Annotated in this window: 14 protein-coding genes; 13 read left to right on the forward strand and 1 reads right to left on the reverse strand. The window is 68.7% G+C overall.

Annotated elements, in window-relative coordinates; translation table 11 throughout:
* Window positions 1–1,125 precede the first annotated feature (1,125 nt).
* The 13 genes from SSP24_RS45385 to SSP24_RS36155 all read left to right on the forward strand — a co-directional run bounded on the left by SSP24_RS45385 (window position 1,126) and on the right by SSP24_RS36155 (window position 16,720).
* Complete coding sequence (locus SSP24_RS45385; protein WP_167529802.1) at window positions 1,126–2,487, forward strand: eCIS core domain-containing protein; 1,362 nt, start codon at window positions 1,126–1,128, stop codon at window positions 2,485–2,487.
* Window positions 2,488–2,498: 11 nt separating this feature from the next.
* Window positions 2,499–2,966 (forward strand): phage tail protein, encoded by a 468-nt coding sequence (locus SSP24_RS36095; protein ID WP_141314391.1) that lies wholly within the window; start codon window positions 2,499–2,501, stop codon window positions 2,964–2,966.
* Entirely contained in the window at window positions 2,963–3,445 is a 483-nt protein-coding gene (locus SSP24_RS36100) for a phage tail protein (protein WP_167529803.1), read from the forward strand. Before SSP24_RS36095 ends, SSP24_RS36100 begins: the two co-directional genes overlap by 4 nt.
* A 7-nt stretch (window positions 3,446–3,452) precedes the next feature.
* Window positions 3,453–4,172 (forward strand): LysM peptidoglycan-binding domain-containing protein, encoded by a 720-nt coding sequence (locus tag SSP24_RS36105; RefSeq protein ID WP_141314394.1) that lies wholly within the window; start codon window positions 3,453–3,455, stop codon window positions 4,170–4,172.
* A 5-nt stretch (window positions 4,173–4,177) separates the two neighbouring features.
* Window positions 4,178–6,091: a phage baseplate assembly protein V gene (locus tag SSP24_RS36110; RefSeq protein WP_141314396.1), complete on the forward strand. Its 1,914-nt coding sequence runs from the start codon at window positions 4,178–4,180 to the stop codon at window positions 6,089–6,091.
* A gap of 17 nt (window positions 6,092–6,108) precedes the next feature.
* Complete coding sequence (locus SSP24_RS36115; RefSeq protein ID WP_141314398.1) at window positions 6,109–6,528, forward strand: GPW/gp25 family protein; 420 nt, start codon at window positions 6,109–6,111, stop codon at window positions 6,526–6,528.
* Window positions 6,528–8,483, forward strand: a complete 1,956-nt coding sequence (locus tag SSP24_RS36120) for a putative baseplate assembly protein (RefSeq protein WP_141314400.1) — start codon at window positions 6,528–6,530, stop codon at window positions 8,481–8,483. Before SSP24_RS36115 ends, SSP24_RS36120 begins: the two co-directional genes overlap by 1 nt.
* Window positions 8,480–9,019: a phage tail protein gene (locus SSP24_RS36125; protein ID WP_141314402.1), complete on the forward strand. Its 540-nt coding sequence runs from the start codon at window positions 8,480–8,482 to the stop codon at window positions 9,017–9,019. Before SSP24_RS36120 ends, SSP24_RS36125 begins: the two co-directional genes overlap by 4 nt.
* A gap of 557 nt (window positions 9,020–9,576) precedes the next feature.
* Window positions 9,577–10,776 (forward strand): NADase-type glycan-binding domain-containing protein, encoded by a 1,200-nt coding sequence (locus SSP24_RS36135; protein WP_141314404.1) that lies wholly within the window; start codon window positions 9,577–9,579, stop codon window positions 10,774–10,776.
* A gap of 608 nt (window positions 10,777–11,384) precedes the next feature.
* Window positions 11,385–13,925 carry a CARDB domain-containing protein gene (locus SSP24_RS36140; protein WP_141314406.1) on the forward strand — a complete coding sequence of 847 codons (2,541 nt, stop codon included), beginning with the start codon at window positions 11,385–11,387 and terminating at the stop codon, window positions 13,923–13,925.
* A 223-nt stretch (window positions 13,926–14,148) separates the two neighbouring features.
* Complete coding sequence (locus SSP24_RS43610) at window positions 14,149–14,946, forward strand: NlpC/P60 family protein (protein ID WP_141314408.1); 798 nt, start codon at window positions 14,149–14,151, stop codon at window positions 14,944–14,946.
* A gap of 38 nt (window positions 14,947–14,984) precedes the next feature.
* Window positions 14,985–15,431 carry a hypothetical protein gene (locus SSP24_RS36150; RefSeq protein ID WP_141314410.1) on the forward strand — a complete coding sequence of 149 codons (447 nt, stop codon included), beginning with the start codon at window positions 14,985–14,987 and terminating at the stop codon, window positions 15,429–15,431.
* 92 nt (window positions 15,432–15,523) lie between these two features.
* The gene (locus SSP24_RS36155) at window positions 15,524–16,720 is read left to right on the forward strand and encodes a coiled-coil domain-containing protein (protein ID WP_141314412.1); all 1,197 of its coding nucleotides are present in this window, start codon (window positions 15,524–15,526) and stop codon (window positions 16,718–16,720) included.
* Window positions 16,721–16,786: 66 nt separating this feature from the next.
* On the opposite strand, the gene SSP24_RS36160 is transcribed toward SSP24_RS36155, so the two are convergent.
* A partial coding sequence (locus SSP24_RS36160) for a transposase (RefSeq protein WP_174864782.1) occupies window positions 16,787–17,028 on the reverse strand: 242 nt, incomplete at its 5' end.

Consider the following 17,028-nt stretch of genomic DNA (forward strand, 5'->3'; position numbering starts at 1 on the left):
CCACTGCACCCCACCACCGCCGCCGCGCCCGCCCTCACCCAGCGCGCGCGGCAGACAGCCGTGGCAGGCGAGCGGACCCTCCTGGCCCCACCCGCCCAGGCAGCCACGCCCGCCGACGCCGCCGCGGCGGGCCCGCGCGGCCGGGTGGCGGGCCTGGCGCGCATCGTGCCCGACGCCCACACCAGCCCCCACATGGTCCGGCCCGAGCCCGCCGAGCAGGCCCCCTCGCCGCTGCCGCACCCCGCGCCCGTGCCGCGCCCGGCGGCCGCCCGCCCCCAGGCACGGCCGCAGAGCCTGGTCGAGGCGGTGGGGGAGTACGTGGGCGAGCCCCGCCCTGCCGCCGAACCCAGCCACCATCAGCCGTCCTGGCTGACCGGCACCGTGCCCGGGGCGTCCGTACCCGTCGACCCGACCGCCCTGCTGTTCCCCCTGCCACGCGAGGAACAGCCCGCCCCGCCACCACCCGCACCGGTCAGCCGGGAACACCGCCCCGCGCGCCCCAGGGCCACCCTGGGCCAGAGCCGCCGACTGGGCCTGGGCGCCCCGCTGCCCACCGAGCCGGCCACCGCCCCCCAGCCCGGGCCGGCACCTGCGAGCCCCGCCTCGCCGCAGCCCTCCCCGCCGTCCCCCATTGCCGGCGGGGTCGAGGGGCTGCGCGCCCTGCAGGAGGGGGCCCGGCACCTGGCCTCGCAGCCCGCCCCGTCCGACGTTGTACCGCAGCCGGTGGACAACTCGCCCTCCTCGCCAGTGCGCTCGCACCCCGCCCCCCAGCCCTACGCCCCGCCCGCTGTGCCGCACCCTCCCGCCTCGCCCGCCGTGCCGGAGCCGGCGCCGCCCGCGCCGATCAGCGGGGTCGAAGGGCTGCGCGCCCTGCAGGAGGGGGCCCGGCGCCTTGCGCCGCAGCCTGCTTTGTCCGACGTCGTACCGCAGCCGGGGGACAACTCGCCTTCCTCGCCGGTGCGTTCGCGCACACCGCGCCACCACCCGCGCCGCGGTGCCGATCCGCAGGACAGGGACCAGCCCGGCCCCGCCCCGCCCGCAGCGGACGGTTCGGCGCCGGCGCCACAGCCTGGGCCCCCGGCCGACACGCCCGCCCGGGCCACCGCCGTGATCCCCCATGAACTGGTGCGCTCCTTCACCGATCTGCACGGCACAGACATCTCCGACGTGCCCGTCCACCGCGGCCGGCGCGCCGTCGACCAGGCCGAGCGGATGTCCGCACGGGCCTTCACCCGCGCCGGCCAGGTCTACCTGCCCGAGCAGGCCGGCTCCCTGGACGATGCCCGGGTACGCGGGCTGCTCGCCCACGAACTCACCCATGTCGTCCAGCAGCGCCGGTACGGCGGCACCCTTCCTCCGGAGAACTCCCCGGCAGGGCGCGTCCTGGAGGCCGAGGCCGTAGCTGCCGAACGGTTCTTCCGCGGTGACCCGGGGGCCGGTACTCCGCTCCTGCACCCCCGCAAGCCCGGGCACGTCCCCGTCTCCCCAGCGGACGATGCCAGCGACGAGCCGCACACGAATACGCCGGCATCGGACACCTGGCATGGCCGGAGCGCGTCCTGGACCCCGGAGGGTGGAATGACCGTCGACGACGGTGTCCAGCGCGCGCCGAAGGAATTCGATGAGCAACAGATCACGGAGGAATTCTACGAAGAGATAAACACAGTCCGCCGCGAAATGAATCTGCCTCCGGTGCACACGCAGGACAAGCTGAGTGACGAGGAGTTGAACCGGCTCAAATACCGTCTGATGAAGGCATCGGGTTCACTCACGGGCGGATCGAGCCTGACGGCGGGCGACGATAAGGACGAAGTCGAACCCATCGACGGGGCGTGGCTACGCGGACAGATCGGCCTTGCTGCCGTCCAGGCACTCTTGTCCCCCTTCCATACCGTTAAAGATGATCAAGCCAGGGAGGTCAGGCACGCGTTCACAAACCGCCCTGCCGAGGACGCCGCCGTTTCGCTGGCCGAAGACAAGGGCTTCAAGGAAGGAATTGCCTCCCCTGCTCGACCGGGGGAATCCACCCATGCCCACACCAGCACCAGTCACAGTGCCGGTGGGCCACTGAGGGCCGGCGCCGTATCCGCCAGTGCTGGGGGAGTGGCAGGCACGCTCCCCCTGGACAAGTCTTCCGGCAGCATCCCGACCTGGGAGCAGTTCGGCGGCGATCTCGCCTTCGGCCTGGCTACCGCTCTGGCCTCGCCATTCGGTATCCCGATCAAGGAAGAGGACACCCCACAGCGAGTAACCAGCCCGACCCCCGCCAAGGTCCAATCACCCGACCCTCCCCCGGACGCCACGCCTGTGTCCAAGGAGGCTGACAAACCCACGGCCCTGCCAGATGCCACCCGATTTGTCGATGCCATGGACGACCTCGCCCTGGATCTGCTGTCCACCCGTATCTACGACCGGCTCCGCAGCCGCATCCGCCAAGAACTCCTGATCGACCGCGAACGTGCTGGCGTACTCACCGACTTCCGCTAGGAGAACACCCCATGGGTCTGACCGACAACAGCTCACTCGCCGTCGCCAACCGGTTCCAGGTCACCGTCGACTTCGGAAAGTACGACCTGGGCAGCTGGAGCCAGGTCCAGGGCCTGGACGTGCAGTGGAAACTGTGCGACTACCGGGCCGGTGACACCGGCAACGACCGCTGGTTCTTCCCCGGCTTCACTGAATACTCCACGATCAAGCTGACCCGTGCCGCCTGTGAGGACTCCAGGACCGTCCAGGAGTGGCTCTCCAGCAACTCCTTCTCGAGCACACCCCACGGCGGCTCCATCACGCTGCTGGACCCGTCGAACAAACCCGTCATCTCCTGGGAGATGCGCCGCATCATCCCCATCAAATGGTCCATCAACGGCTTCGAGGCCGGCGCCAGCAAGGTCGCCCTGGAAACCCTGGAACTGCAGCACCTGGGCTTCCTCAAGGACGACAACCTGCCCGGAGTGGGACGGGCATGACCATCGCAGGGAAGGGGATGACCGACAGCACCAGGCTGGGCCTGTCCATGCGCTTCGGCGTCGTCCTGGACGGCATCGACCTGGGCGGCTGGTCATCCTGCAAGGGCCTGGGCGTCGGTTTCGACAGCGAAGAACTCGAGGTCGGCGGTAACTACGAGTACAACGTCATCCTGCCCAAGCGGGTGAAGTACACCCCCATCACCCTCCAGCGCGCCATGACCGCCGACGGATCCGCCCAGGTGCAGGCCTGGCTGCGGCGCATCGTCGCCGACTGGTACAGCAGCGACACCGCCGACGACTTCCACGGCAGCACCGCCCAGATCAGCCTGCTGGACGCCCGCAACAATGCCCAAGCCCCGGTGGCGACCTGGTCACTGCGCAACGTCTACCCCAAGGGCTGGAAAGGCCCCGACCTGGACGCCACCAGCAGTCACGTCGCCATCGAAACCCTCGAACTCGTCCATCAGGGATTCCTGTAGGAACGCCATGGTCAACGCAATGCTCATCTGCTCCGCCCCGCCCATGCCCGGCGCCGTGCCCTTCGCCTTCAACCCGGAGAAGGTCACCATGGCGCGGGACTCCAAAATGTCCATCTTCGGCAGCGGCAGCCTGGGCGGCGGCAAACCCGCCGGCAGCACCGGCACCACCTTCAAACGGGCCGAGCCCGCCAAGATCACCCTGTCCGAGGTCACGTTCACCGGTATGCAGACCAAGCCGCTGTGCGACCAACTGCTGAACTGGCTCAGCCCCGGCTCGGGCGCACTGGGCCAGGCGGTGGGCGGCGCGCTGGCGGTGGCCACCAAAGGGGCCGTCAACCTCACCAACAACCTTCCCACCCTTACCTTCCAGTGGGGCGTACCGGAGATGGGCTTCTGGTACCAGGTGGTTCTGAGCAACGTGAGCATCAGCTACGTGCGGTTCAACCGGCAGGGCATCCCGGTCCGGGCCAAGGTCACCATGACCATGATCGAACAGCCCAGCCTGCTGGGCACCCTGCCCACCAACCCCACCTCCGGTGGTCTGCCCGGCCGCAGCAGCCACACCGTCACCGAGGGCGAGGACCTGCCCGCACTCGCCCGCACCAGCTACGGCAGCCCTTCAGCCTGGCGCACCCTGGCCGAGGCCAACGACATCGACGACCCGCTGCGGGTGCGCCCCGGCCAGACCCTCTACCTGCCCAACTCCGACGAACTCGCCGGCCGGTGACCTCCATGACCACACCCGTCTCGACCATTCCCTGTGTCCGCGCCACCGTCAGGGTTGGTGCGGTCGTACCACTGCCGCTGCGCACCGACCTCGAACGCAAGATCATCCGGGTGGTCGTCGACACCCACCTCCACCTGCCGGGCATGTTCGAGATCACCTTCCTCGACGACGACGGCACCGTCGCCGGCGACAGAAGCCTGAACGTCGGGGCAGCTGTGGAGATCCTCGGCGGCGCCCCCTCCAGCCGCACGGCCCAGCCGCTGATCAACGGCGAGATCACCTCCGTGGAAGCCGTGTGCGAGGCGATGAGCATCCACACCGTCATCCGCGGCTACGAAAAGGCCCACCGCCTCCAGCGCACCCGCCGCACCCGCACTTTCGTCAACATGAAGGACTCCGACATCGCCCGGCGTATCGCCCTGGACGCCCGCCTGCCGCTCGGCGACATCGACGAGACCCGCACCACCCACGCCCACCTGCCCCAGGTCGCCCAGAGCGACTGGGACTTCCTCACCCAGCGCGCCCGGGAATGCGGCTTCGAAACCGGGGTGAGCGAAGGCAAGTTCTACTTCCGGCGTGCCTCCGGCTCCTCCTCGCTGCCCGTCCGCCTCCCCGGCACCCGGCCGGCCCTCGCGTTCAAGGACAACCTCCTCACCTTCCGGCCCCGGCTCAGCTCCGCCGCCCTGGCCCCCCGCATCGAGGTCCGCTCCTGGAACCCCGACGCCACCACGGTCGCTGTCGGCCGCGCCGCCGCCGACAGCACCACCGCCGACCTGACCGGCGGTATCGACGCCGACGAGCTGACCGACCCGTTCTTCTCCCCTGGCCTGGGCGCGGCCCTTGCCCGCATGCCCGCCGCTGGGTCGGGAAGCAAGCCCGACCCCGACGCCCACGTCGTGGTCAACCGGCCTCTCGCCCAGGGCCCGTCTGCCGCGGCCGCCGCCGACGAGGCCGCCCGCGCCGCCGCCGAGCACATCGCCAGCACCTTCGCCGAAGCCGAAGGACTCGCCATCGGCGACCCGCACATCCAGGCCGGCCACCAGGTCGACATCAGACAGGTACCCGCCCCGTTCGCCGGCGCCTGGACGGTCACCAACGCCCGCCACGTCTTCTGCGAGGAGGACGGCGGCTACCTCACCCGCTTCTACGTCAGCGGCCGCCAGGACCGCTCCCTGCTCGGCCTCGCCTCCCTCGGCGCCACCCAGCACACCCCCCAACCCGTGCAGGGGCTGGTCTGCGGCATCGTCACCAACATCAACGACCCCGCCTCCAAAGGCCGGGTCAAGGTCTCGCTTCCCTGGCTATCGCCCGACTACGAATCCGACTGGGCCCGCGTCGCCCAGGTCGGCGCCGGCAAACGCAGCGGCGCCCTGTTCATCCCCGAGGTCGGCGACGAAGTCCTCGTCGGCTTCGAACTCGCCGACCTGCGCAGACCGTTCGTCCTCGCCGGCCTCATCAACGGCCAGAGCGGCTACAACCTCGGCGGCGACGCCGTCGTCACCAGCGGCCACTCCACCGCCGCCGTCCAGCGGCGCGGCATCGCCACCCCCAGCGGAAACCGCCTGGTCTTCACCGACGACGTGCCCACCCCGCACGGCCGCGCCAAGGCCTCCTCCATCACCCTGGGCACCGCCCGCGGCAACCTCTCCCTGGCCATCGACCAGAAAGCCGGCACCGTCACCCTGCGCTGCGACCCCGCCACCCCGGACAGCGACCGCAAGAACGGCACCATCACCATCTCCTGCGGCACCAAGGGAACCGTCAACGTCCTCGGAGGACAAGGCGGCACCGTCAACGTCGACGCCGGCGGCACCCTCAACCTCAAGGCCGCCCAGAACATCCGCATGGAAAGCCAGGGCCGCATCCACATCAAGGGCCGCACCGTCCAGATCAACGGCACCCCCATCAAGCTCAACTGACCAGGAGACAGACCGCCATGACCCACGCCAGCACGGACCACTTCGTCGGCGCCGGATGGGCCTTCCCCCTGGGCGTCAACACCACCGGCGGCATCGCCCTTGCCCGCAGGGAACAGGAAATCGAACAGGCCATCCGGCTGATCCTGTCCACCTACCCGGGCGAGCGCCCCATGCGCCCCGCCTTCGGCAGCCGCCTGCGCGACTACGTCTTCCGCGACACCGGACCACAGACCCTGGCCGAACTCACCAACGAGGTCCGCACCGCACTCATCAGCTGGGAACCGCGCATCGACGTCCACCTCGTCAACGTCACCCCCGACCCGGACGAGGACGGCCTGCTCTACATCGACGTCCAGTACGCGGTCAAGACCACCAACGACCGCCGCAACCTGGTCTTCCCCTTCTACACCATCCCCGAGGAAGGGGACGACTACTGATGGCCCTGCCCGCTCCCAACCTCGACGACCGCCGCTTCCAGGACCTCGTCGACGACGCCAAGCGCATGGTGATGCGCCGCTGCCCCGAATGGACCGACCACAACGTCTCCGACCCCGGTGTCACCCTCATCGAGACGTTCGCGTTCATGACCGACCAGCTGCTCTACCGCCTCAACCGCGTCCCCGACCGGCTCTATGTGAAGTTCCTCGACCTGATCGGCGTCACCCTGCTGCCGCCCACCGCCGCCCGGGTCCCGGTCACCTTCTGGCTGTCCGCCCCCGCCACCGCCCCCCTCACCCTGCCCGCCGGCACCGGCGCGGCCACCCTGCGCACCGAGGCGGAGCCGTCCGTGGAGTTCTCCACCATCGACGACCTCCACCTTCTGCCCTGCACGCTGGAACAGCTTCTCACCCTCGACACCGACACCGGACACCTTCAGCCCCGCGACGAACACCTGCGCCTGGGCGTGGAGTTCCCCGCCTTCGGCGAGACCACCCCCCGCCCCGGCGACGCCCTGCTCGTCGGCCTGAGCACCCCCGCACCCCGCTGCATGATCAGCCTCGACTTCGACTGCCACATCCGCGGCCTCGGCGTCGATCCCGACCAGCCGCCCCTCGCCTGGGAGGCCTGGGACGGCACCACCTGGACACCCTGCGAACTCCACAAGGACACCACCGGCGGCCTCAACCGCCCCGGCTGCGTCGTGCTGCAGATCCCCCACCGCCACGAGGCCAGCATCGTCGACGGCCGCCGCGCCGGATGGCTGCGCGCCCGCGTCACCGACCCCGCCGACGGCCGCCCCCGCTACAGCACCTCGCCCTTCATCACCGCCCTCAGCGCCGCGGTGATCGGCGGCACCGTCGACGCCATTCACGCCACCCTCGTCGAAGCCGACGAGGTGGGCACCTCCGAAGGCGTCCCCAACCAGACCTTCCCCATCTCCCGCACCCCCGTCATCACCAACGAGGCCGAACCCCAACTCCACACCAGCTCCGACCACGGCTGGCAGGAATGGCAGCGCGTCGAAACCTTCGCCGACAGCGGCCCCGACGACCGGCACTGGGTCCTCGACCCCATCACCGGCACCGTCCGGTTCGGCCCCGCAGTCCGCGAACGCGACGGCCTGCTGCGCCAGTACGGCATGGTGCCGCCCCGCGACACCGTCATCCGCCTCACCCGCTACGCCACCGGCGGCGGCCGCAAGGGCAACGTCGGCCCCGGCGCGATCCAGACCCTCAAATCCTCCGTGCCCTTCGTCGCCCGCGTGGAGAACCTCAAAGCCGCCCACGGCGGCGTCGACGGAGAAACCATCGACGAGGTCAAGGACCGCGGCCCTCTGCTGCTGCGCACCCGCGGCCGCGCCGTCACCGCCGAGGACTTCGAGGCCCTCACCAAACAAGCCGCCCCCGAAGTCGCCCGCGTACGCTGTCTGTCCGCCGGCGAAGCCGACGTGCCGCCCGCCGGAGTGAAGGTCCTCATCGTCCCCGCGGCTGGCGCGAGCGAGGGCCGCCTCTGCTTCGAAGACCTCCTCCCCGCCGAGGAGACACTCACCCGCATCGCCGCCCGCCTCGACGCATGCCGCCTGATCGGCACCCGGGTGCTGATCGAACCCCCGCTGTACCGGGGAGTGACCGTGGTGGTCCGGCTCACCGCCGCCACCGGCGCCGACGCCGCCCGCGTCACCGACGACGCGCTCACCGCCCTGTATGGCTACCTCAACCCCCTCACCGGCGGCCCCGACGGAACTGGCTGGCCCTTCGGCAGGCCCGTGCGGTCCGGCGACCTGTACGCCGTCCTGCAGCAGACCCCCGGCGTCGACCTGGTCGAGGAGGTCCGCATCTTCGCCGCCAACCCCGTCACCGGCGAACGCGGGGAGCAGACCGACCGTCTCGAACTGGAGCCGCACAGCCTCGTCTTCTCCTACGAGCACCAGATACAGGTGGACCAGCGATGACCCGCGGAACGATTCCCGGCCTGCCCACCCCCCACCCCATCGGCCGGATGCTGCCCGCCGTCTACCACGAGGACCCCTTCGCCCAGAGCTTCACCTCGGGCCTGGACGACATCTGGGCACCCGTCATCGCCACCCTCGACAGCCTCGACGCCTACATCGACCCCGCCCTGGCCCCCGAGGACTTCCTCAACTGGCTCGCCGGCTGGCTCGGGATCACTCTCGACGAGGACCTGCCCCTGGCCACGCGCCGCGCCGTCATCGCCCGGTGCGCCGCCCTCTACCGCTGCCGTGGCACCGCCACCGGCCTGAGGCAACTCCTGGAGCTTGTCTTCGACGCTCAGGTCCAGCTGATCGACAGCGGCGGCGTGGCCCACTCCACCGAACCCGGTGGCGCCGACTGGCCCGGCGACGACACTCCCCGCCTCGCCGTCCGCGTCACCCGCGCCCGCCCGCCGGCGCCCGCTCGCGTCGACGCCGTCGTCCGGGCGGCCAAACCCGCCCACGTCGTCCACAAGACCGAGGTCCGCGCGTCATGATCCTCTGCCGGAAGTGCGCCTTCACCAACCAGCCGACGGACACCTTCTGCGGGGCCTGCGGAAGCTTCCTGGAATGGACCGGCCAGAAGGTCACCCTCGACATCGCCGACGAGGTGCGCCAGGAGGCCGAGGCCGAGGTCAGCAACCCCAGGCAGACGCTCTATCAGCGCGTCAAGCGCACTCTGTACGCCGACGTCGGCGACCGCGACCCGATCCCCCGCAACACCCCGGGCGGACCGCCCGGCATGGGCGGCATGCCGGGCATGGGCAGCCCGCCTCGCCCTCCGGGTCTTGGCGGTCCGCCCGGGCTTCCGGGGCCGCCGGGTCTCGGTGGTCCGCCCAGGCCTCCAGGCCCGCCGGGTACGGGTGGTCCTCCGGGCCTCGGCGGTCCGTCCCGGCCTCCGGGCATGGGTGGCCCTCCGGGTCTCGGGGGTCCGCCGGGCATGGGTGGCCCTCCGGGCATGGGTGGCCCTCCGGGGCTGGGCGGTCCGTCCCGGCCTCCCGGCCCGCCCGGCCCTGCGAGGCCACCGGGCCCGCCTGGTCCGGGCAGGGCACCCGTGGGCACCGATGAGGATGACGACGATGACGACTTCCTTGCCCGTCTCCTGGCCGATGACGAGGACGAGGACGACGGCAAGAGCAAGAAGGGCAAGGACGAAGACGACGACGAGGACAACGATGACGATGAGGACTTCCTCGCCCGTCTCCTGGCCGACGAGGACAACGACGACGATGAGCTGTCGCTGCCTGAAGTGAAAGACGGCTCCGGCGACGAGGACGACGAGGAGGACGACGACGATTTCCTCGCCCGTCTCCTGGCCGAGATCGACGACGAGGACGACGAGGAGCAGGACGGCGCGGCCCGATCCGGTGTCACCGGGGGCGGCACCCAGGAGCCCGCTGCCGTACTGCCGCAGGCCACCGCGCCCCGCCGGCCCGCCGTGCAGCGCACCCGGTCGACCCGGCGTCCTCAGCCGGGGGACCGGCTGTGCTCACCCTGCGGGCAGAGCAACCCGTCCCACCGCACGTTCTGCAGCCGCTGCGGGGAGTCCCTCGAAACCTCGGCCGAAGTGCGCCTGCCGTGGTGGAAGAGGCTGCTGCCCAAGCGCCGCAGCACCGCCTACGAGGCCGGAACCCGCCCGGGCCAGCCAGGTGCGAAGACCAAACGGGGCCTTCCTACGGCCAGTTCACTCGTGGGACCCGTGCGCATGGTCGCCAGTGTGGCCGCCGTCGCGGCCACCACCCTGTATGCACTGCACCCGCCGTTCCAGCAGGCGGTGACGAAGGAAGTGAGCGAGTTCAACCGGAAGGTCCAGGCGACGATCAAGCCCGAATTCTCGCCCGTGAATCCCCTCAGAGTCACCTCCGGTGCCAAATCCCCCGCCGGGCATCCGGCCGCGACCATCGCCGACGGCGGCAAGAACTCCTTCTGGGCGTTCTCCGATCACGCGGGAACCGTCTCTGTGTCGCTGAAGTTCGAGGATCCAGCGGAGCTGGACCAGATGGTCGTCCACTCCGGTGCGCTTGAGGAGTTCAGGTCCTACAGCCGGCCGAAGCAGCTGCGGGTCGTCTACCCGGACGGGCATACCCAGAAGGTGACGCTGAAGGATACGCCGGAACCGCAGCATGTGACGCTGGAAGGCCGGACGGCCGATCGCCTGGAGATCCGGATCGATTCCTTCTACCACAGCCCCAAGGGCGGTCTTGCCGCACTGTCGGAAGTGGAGTTCTTCGCCCAGGTCGACGGACTCTTCTGACTGGTCCGGACAACACAGGAGCCCTCTCCCGCACTCACGCACCCTCGAAGGCGGGAGAGGGACCCCTGCTGGGACACCGCTTGCCGAGGGGGAGGCCGTTCGCAAGCGGATCGGGCACGTGCGCACCGCAGGTGCAGGGGCGGTACGGCAGTGCCGGTGAACGTCCGTGCCTCGGCTGCGGGAATGTCCCCACACCTCCCGCCGCGAAGGGCGGCCGTTCCCTTTCACTCTCGCCCAGCCGCACCGTCCTGGCCGCCCCCCGATCGGCTGCCGTACCGTCTCGTCACCGCTCGGCCAATCGCACGAACCACGACCGGGGGCGCGCCTGCCGGACATTCCGGAACTACACGGCCACCTGCGCATCTGCGCCTCGCCGCCGGACCGCCCCATCCCGTACGCCCCGGCGTGGCAACGCAAGAGGGCAGGTGCGAGAGCGTTCCGGTGAGGTGCCCGGAACCCTGCCTGTCCGGCTTCCCCAGCAGTTCTGTGATCGCGGGGAGGACTGACGGAAGTCTTATGCCGCACTCACCCACCCGCTGACCGTGATCCGCCCCGGAAGCAGGGGCGTGTCGGCCGGGTCCCCTCTGCGACCTCATAGGACGTCACGCATGGCAGGATCCCATTCCCTGAAATCCTCCCCTTCCCGAAAGACCGCCGCCGCGGCCGCCGGTGCGCTCGCCGCCTGCCTGCTGCTGCCCGTCGCGGCCGACCTCGCCGGGGCGACGGGCACCAGAACGGTGAACATCCCGTTCTCCTCGGGCAGGCTCGTCAACGGGGGATTCGAACAGCCGGCCATCCCCGCCGGCACCAACTACTTCACCGACCAGGTGCCGGGCTGGTCGGTGATCACCGAGGCCCCCGAGCCCGAGGTGGAACTATGGTCCGACGGGTTCGACGGCGGGGACGGCAACGGAGGAGTACCCGCCGATACCGGCAAGCAGTTCCTCGAGCTGAACGCGAGCCTGCCCACGGAGCAGTTCCAGGACGTGGCCACGACCCCGGGCGAGAAACTGGTGTGGAGCCTGGCCCACCGCGGGCGCGACGGCGAGGACACCATGCTGGTCCGCATCGGGCCGCCCGACCGAAGCAAACTGCAGCCGCAGACCCCGCAGGGCAGATCCAGCCCGGACATCGTCGACGGGGACAAGCAGTGGGGGCACTGGCAGGGCACGTACGTGGTGCCCGAGGGCCAGCACACGACCCGCATCGCGCTGACCTGGAAATCCGCCTCGTCCGGCAGACACGGCGTCGGTAACCTGATCGACTCGGTCTACCTCGGAGCCGAGCCCAGCGTCCAGGCCACCGTCAGCGCCGACCGGGTACAGCGCCGGGACGCGCTCACCTACACCACGGTCGTCGACAACAGCGACGGCGACAGCCCCATGCACCAGCCCGTGTTCACGCAGGACCTTCCCCCGCACACCACGTTCGTCCCCGGATCCCTCAGAGTCGACAACGAGCCGGTCACCGAGCAGGCCGACAGCGACCGCGGTGCGGTGGACGGCGAGGGAATCCGTATCCGCCTCGGCGCGGGAGCCACCTCCGGCCAGGACGGCGAACTCGACGCCGGCCAAAAGACCACCGTCTCCTACCAGCTGCGGGTGGCCGACGACGCCCCACCCGGCACCGTGATACGCCATCGCCCCACCATCACGCACACGCTGCTGCCCGGTCAGGAGCGGACCACCCTCGCCAACGAGACCGCCACCGAGCTGGCCACCGCCGACCTGTCCGTGAGCGGTGCCTTCACACCGGCGCCGCTGAAGGCCGGCAAGCCCGCGCAGTACGAGGTGACGGTCGTCAACAACGGACCCGACCCGGCCCTCGACGTGAGCGTCACCGGCGACATCCCCACCGCCCTCACCGAGGCCTCCGCCGCCATGAACGGCGCCACCTGCGACACCTCCGACGCATCGAAGAAAGCGGTATGCAGGCTGCCGGTGCTCAACTCCGGCCAGTCCGCCGTCATGACGGTCAAGGGAAACGTGCCCGCAGGCCATGACCCCGACAGCACCGTGAGCGCGCAGGCCGGTGCCGACTCCCGGACAGCAGACCCGGCCCCTGCGAACAACAGCCTCTCCCTCGAGGCGTCGGCCGAAGCCAGCGCCGACCTGTCACTCGCGATGCGCATCGACAACGACCAACCGCAGGCACGGCAGACCGTGACCTACACCGTCACCGCGCACAACGCCGGCCCCTCCGACGCCCGCCAGGTACAGATCACCGACGACCTGCCCGAAGGATTCACGCTGCACAAGGCCACACCCTCCGCCGGAAACTTCACCGACGCCAGCGGACTGTGGGACCTGGGCACCCTGCGCGTGGGCGAGAACGCCGAACTGACCCTGACCGGCCAACTGCCCGCCAACACGGCCGAGGTGACGAACACAGCGCAGATCACCCGGTCCACCACCCCGGACCCCGACTCCACCCCCGGCAAGGGCAACCCCGGAGACGACCATGTCGCCCAGGTGACCACCGCCGTCACCCAGGTCGCCGACCTCGAGGTGGACAAGTCCGTCGACACCGAACAGACCCGCGTGGGCGACCGTGTCACCTTCGACATCACCGTCTCCAACCAGGGCCCCTCCAACGCCACCGACGTGAAGGTGACCGACCAGCTGCCCCCGGGCCTGACCCATCACTCGGACGACTCCGACGGCGCCTACAACCCCGACACCGGCCAGTGGACCATCACGGCGCTGCCCGCAGGGCTGAGCCGCACCCTGAAGATCGAGGTGCAGGTCGACGCCACCGGCTCGATCACCAACCAGATCAACGCCGCCACCTCCGCCGCCGTCGACCCCTCGCCGTGCGTCTGGGACTGTGCCCGGGCAACCATCCAGGCCGACAAGACGCCCACGACCGACCCGAGCTCCGGCCCGAGCGAGGACCCCTCCAGGGATCCGTCCGAGGAGCCGTCCTCGGAGCCGACCCCGGAACCGTCCGGCACCCCTTCCGCCACGCCCTCCCCGCAAGCGTCGCCGGGAGCCTCCACGGAGCCGGACCGGAAGGAGTCGTCCCAGGACTCCTCCGGTGACAGCCTGGCCACCACCGGCGCCGCCGCCGTGGCAGGGATCAGCGCCCTCGCCTGCCTCTTCCTCGTCGGAGGAGCGCTGACCGTCTACGCACTGCGCCGCCGGCGTTGACCGACGGGCCGGGAGCGGAGGGGCCAACACGCCCTCCGCTCCCGGCCCCACCCGCCCCGCGCGTGCGAAGGGATCATCTGACCCTCACAAAGCCCTCCCTTAATGAATGTCTGATTAGCGTAAAACGCCCAGCCTGTCCTTCAGTAGCGAACACCGCCTTCCCGAAAGGAAATACGACGTGACCAGTAGCCGTGGCAGACACCGCCGACCCTCAACTCACCGCGTGGAGCGCGCCGTCGTCGTCACCGGCGCCAGCGCCGTGCTCCCGCTGCTCGCCGCCCTGCCCTCCCACGCCGCGGAGAAAAGTCAAACGGCCGCCGCCACGACCGTGTCCCAGCAGCGGGCAGCCTCTGCCGCCCCCGCCCCCGCCTCCGCCGCCGAGCAAAGTGCCCCCTCACACCAGCAGGTCACACACGAGGTCACGGCGGGCGACACCCTCAGCGGCATCGGCGAGGAGCACGACGTGCACTGGCAGGACGTGTGCGAGGCCAACGACCACAAGATCGAGGACTGCCGTCTCATCTACCCGGGCCAGGAATTCGTCATCCCGAAGGTCAACGCCAAGGTCGCGGCGACGCAGCCGCGCAGCAGCGACTCGGCATCTTCCCGCACAGTTGCTGCCGCACCCGCACCCGCACCCGCACCCGCACCCGCAGCCGCCAGCAGCCCCGCCCAGCAAGCCGTCGACTTCGCCCTCCAGCAGCTAGGCAAGCCCTACATCTGGGGCGCCACCGGACCCCACTCTTACGACTGTTCGGGCCTGATCCAGGCGGCCTATGGCCACGCCGACGTGAACATCCCCCGCGTCACCACCAAGCAGGCCAGGGCCGGCACACCCGTGGCCCTCAGCCAACTCCGCCCGGGCGACCTCGTGCTCTTCTCCCACCGCTCCCACAACGACCACGTGGGTCTCTACATCGGCAACGGCAAGATGATCCACGCCCCCAAGTCCAACGACGTCGTCAAGATCTCGGACATCCACAGCCAGGGCGCCACCCCGCACGGCGTCCGGGTTGCCTGAAGAACCAGCCCTGAAACCATGAAAGGACAGCCCGGAACATGAACGACGCTGCGTACCTCCTCAAGTCAGTGGCCCAAAAGACGGGTATTCCACAGGTGACCCTGCTTGACGCTGCGTGTGTGGCGTACCAGCAGGTCTGGCCTGCGGGAACCTGGAGCAAATTCAAGGAGGCTTGGGGGCTCGCCCTCGAGGGATGCGCCCTCCCTCGGGATCAGGCCCAGGATGTCCTCAAGCTGATCGAAGGGGAGCCGGCATTCGATTCCTTCACAAGTGAGGAGCTCGGCGGTCCCGGCTTTCTTTACAACAATTATCAAGACCTGCTCTGTGAATTCGAGGCTCAGGCGAACGACTACACTGCAGAGTACTCCACACAGCAAGAGCCGGCGTGGCACCAAGAAGGGCAAGCTTCGGAGTTGACGCGAGAAAACCCGGGTAAGCTGATCGTGGAGCACCTCGACGACGACGAGCTCCACCTTGGCCTCTGAACCCGTGATGCACGTACGCATAGCAGATTCGGCGAGGTAAAGCGGCTCTGTTTATTTGCTAGGTAACCAACGTCAAGGATAGGTAATAAGAAATGACCACTCCCAGCCCTCTTATGGTGGCAGGCCCGATCGGGTCGGCTGCATCAAGTGCTGCGGGTTTCGTCTACGGGCTCATCAAGGATCAGGGTAAGGTCGTTAAATGTGTTCCGCAGTCAGGGAAAGGCCTCGCTGACTCGCTACCGCAAGGCGAAGGGATAGACCGCTTCACAGTCCTTCACACCGTGAAGATCCAGTCCGCCTGGTTTACGCACACTCGGGCATGGCGTCGCGGGATATTCAAGCATAAACTCGAGTCAATATACATCTGTACGGTATTTCCCTTCGAGATCCGATACAACGTGGTGAAGGCGGACACGACCAATCTGTGGACGTCCGTGGAAACCCAAAAGGCGGAATGCGAGAAGGATGAGAATGAGGCCAAGCGTACATACAAGCAGAGGATGGCGGAGATAGAACGCAACCCTGCGCGCGAACTTGCCGGCAAATATATGAAGGAGGTGATCGATCAGAAGAAGAGGCAGCTCGCTTCTCTCGAAGCGGCTACGAAAAGAACCGAGGCGAAGAAGAACCAGAAGTGGGGTGAGATTGAGGCTAAGCGAACCGAGATTAAGGCCAAGGAGGGCGAAATTGAGCGCGAAAGACAACAAGGAAGGAGGAAAACAACAGTACTGGACCATGAGCTCAGCACGCTGACCAAGGAGCTTGACAAGCTGATAGCCAGATATGAGGAGCTTGGCCGCAGATTTGACAGCTTGGCTGACCAGACGGATAAGTACCATAAGGCTCTGGGCGAAGCAATGAAGATTTTTCCGGCCGACGTGGAACCGGAGCGCTTGAAAGAATTTGCGAAGCAGGAGCGGGACTCGAAGCTGAGGCTTGTAGACGCGAAGCGTGACAAGTATCGTGCAGAGCGAAAGCGACTGGAAATCATCGACAAATGTCAATACATTCAGGATTTCCAGTTCGATGCCCTCGACGAAGTCGAGACCAGCGATGGCATTCTCAAGGCCAACAGCTACCAGACCGTCAAAGTGGATTCCACCCTGACCTGCACACCGACTGTGGAGTCCGGAGAAGACAGACGCGTGAAGGTAAAACTCGAGTGGAATGAGTCGGTCCTCGGGTACGGCTACCGGGCGGACGGTTACGTGGAATTCAAGCCCGATGGGACTTACACCGGTGCGGGAAAGTTCTACAAGAGGTTTCACAGGTACGCGAAATATGTATAGCCCAGAGCGACTTTGCGATGGACCAGCCAGCCGTGGGGGTCACGTCCCCTGTGATGGTGTAGTCGATCAATCGTCCGTAGTGTTCGGGGTGTTGGGGAGTGCAGGGGTGGTGTGCTCGGCGTGTTCGGCGGCGTAGATGGCCGTCATGCTGCCTTCGGACAGGTAGCGGCGGGGGAAGGCGATCCATTCGTCGTGCATTTCGCTGAGCACGGCGGTGACGAGGCGTTCGAGGGCGGCCGGGTTGGGGAAGACCTGCACGACGTCGGTGCGGCGCTTGATCTCGCGGTTGATCCGTTCCAGTGGATTTG

Source organism: Streptomyces spinoverrucosus (assembly GCF_006539505.1).
Classification (GTDB): Bacteria; Actinomycetota; Actinomycetes; order Streptomycetales; family Streptomycetaceae; genus Streptomyces; species Streptomyces spinoverrucosus.

Excerpts from the sequence above, each read along its gene's own strand:
- SSP24_RS36095 (WP_141314391.1), top strand. The coding sequence starts at position 2,499 with ATGGGTCTGACCGACAACAGCTCACTCGCCGTCGCCAACCGGTTCCAG.
- SSP24_RS36100 (WP_167529803.1), top strand. The coding sequence starts at position 2,963 with ATGACCATCGCAGGGAAGGGGATGACCGACAGCACCAGGCTGGGCCTG.
- SSP24_RS36105 (WP_141314394.1), top strand. The coding sequence starts at position 3,453 with ATGGTCAACGCAATGCTCATCTGCTCCGCCCCGCCCATGCCCGGCGCC.
- SSP24_RS36110 (WP_141314396.1), top strand. The coding sequence starts at position 4,178 with ATGACCACACCCGTCTCGACCATTCCCTGTGTCCGCGCCACCGTCAGG.
- SSP24_RS36115 (WP_141314398.1), top strand. The coding sequence starts at position 6,109 with ATGACCCACGCCAGCACGGACCACTTCGTCGGCGCCGGATGGGCCTTC.
- SSP24_RS36120 (WP_141314400.1), top strand. The coding sequence starts at position 6,528 with ATGGCCCTGCCCGCTCCCAACCTCGACGACCGCCGCTTCCAGGACCTC.
- SSP24_RS36125 (WP_141314402.1), top strand. The coding sequence starts at position 8,480 with ATGACCCGCGGAACGATTCCCGGCCTGCCCACCCCCCACCCCATCGGC.
- SSP24_RS36140 (WP_141314406.1), top strand. The coding sequence starts at position 11,385 with ATGGCAGGATCCCATTCCCTGAAATCCTCCCCTTCCCGAAAGACCGCC.
- SSP24_RS36150 (WP_141314410.1), top strand. The coding sequence starts at position 14,985 with ATGAACGACGCTGCGTACCTCCTCAAGTCAGTGGCCCAAAAGACGGGT.
- SSP24_RS36155 (WP_141314412.1), top strand. The coding sequence starts at position 15,524 with ATGACCACTCCCAGCCCTCTTATGGTGGCAGGCCCGATCGGGTCGGCT.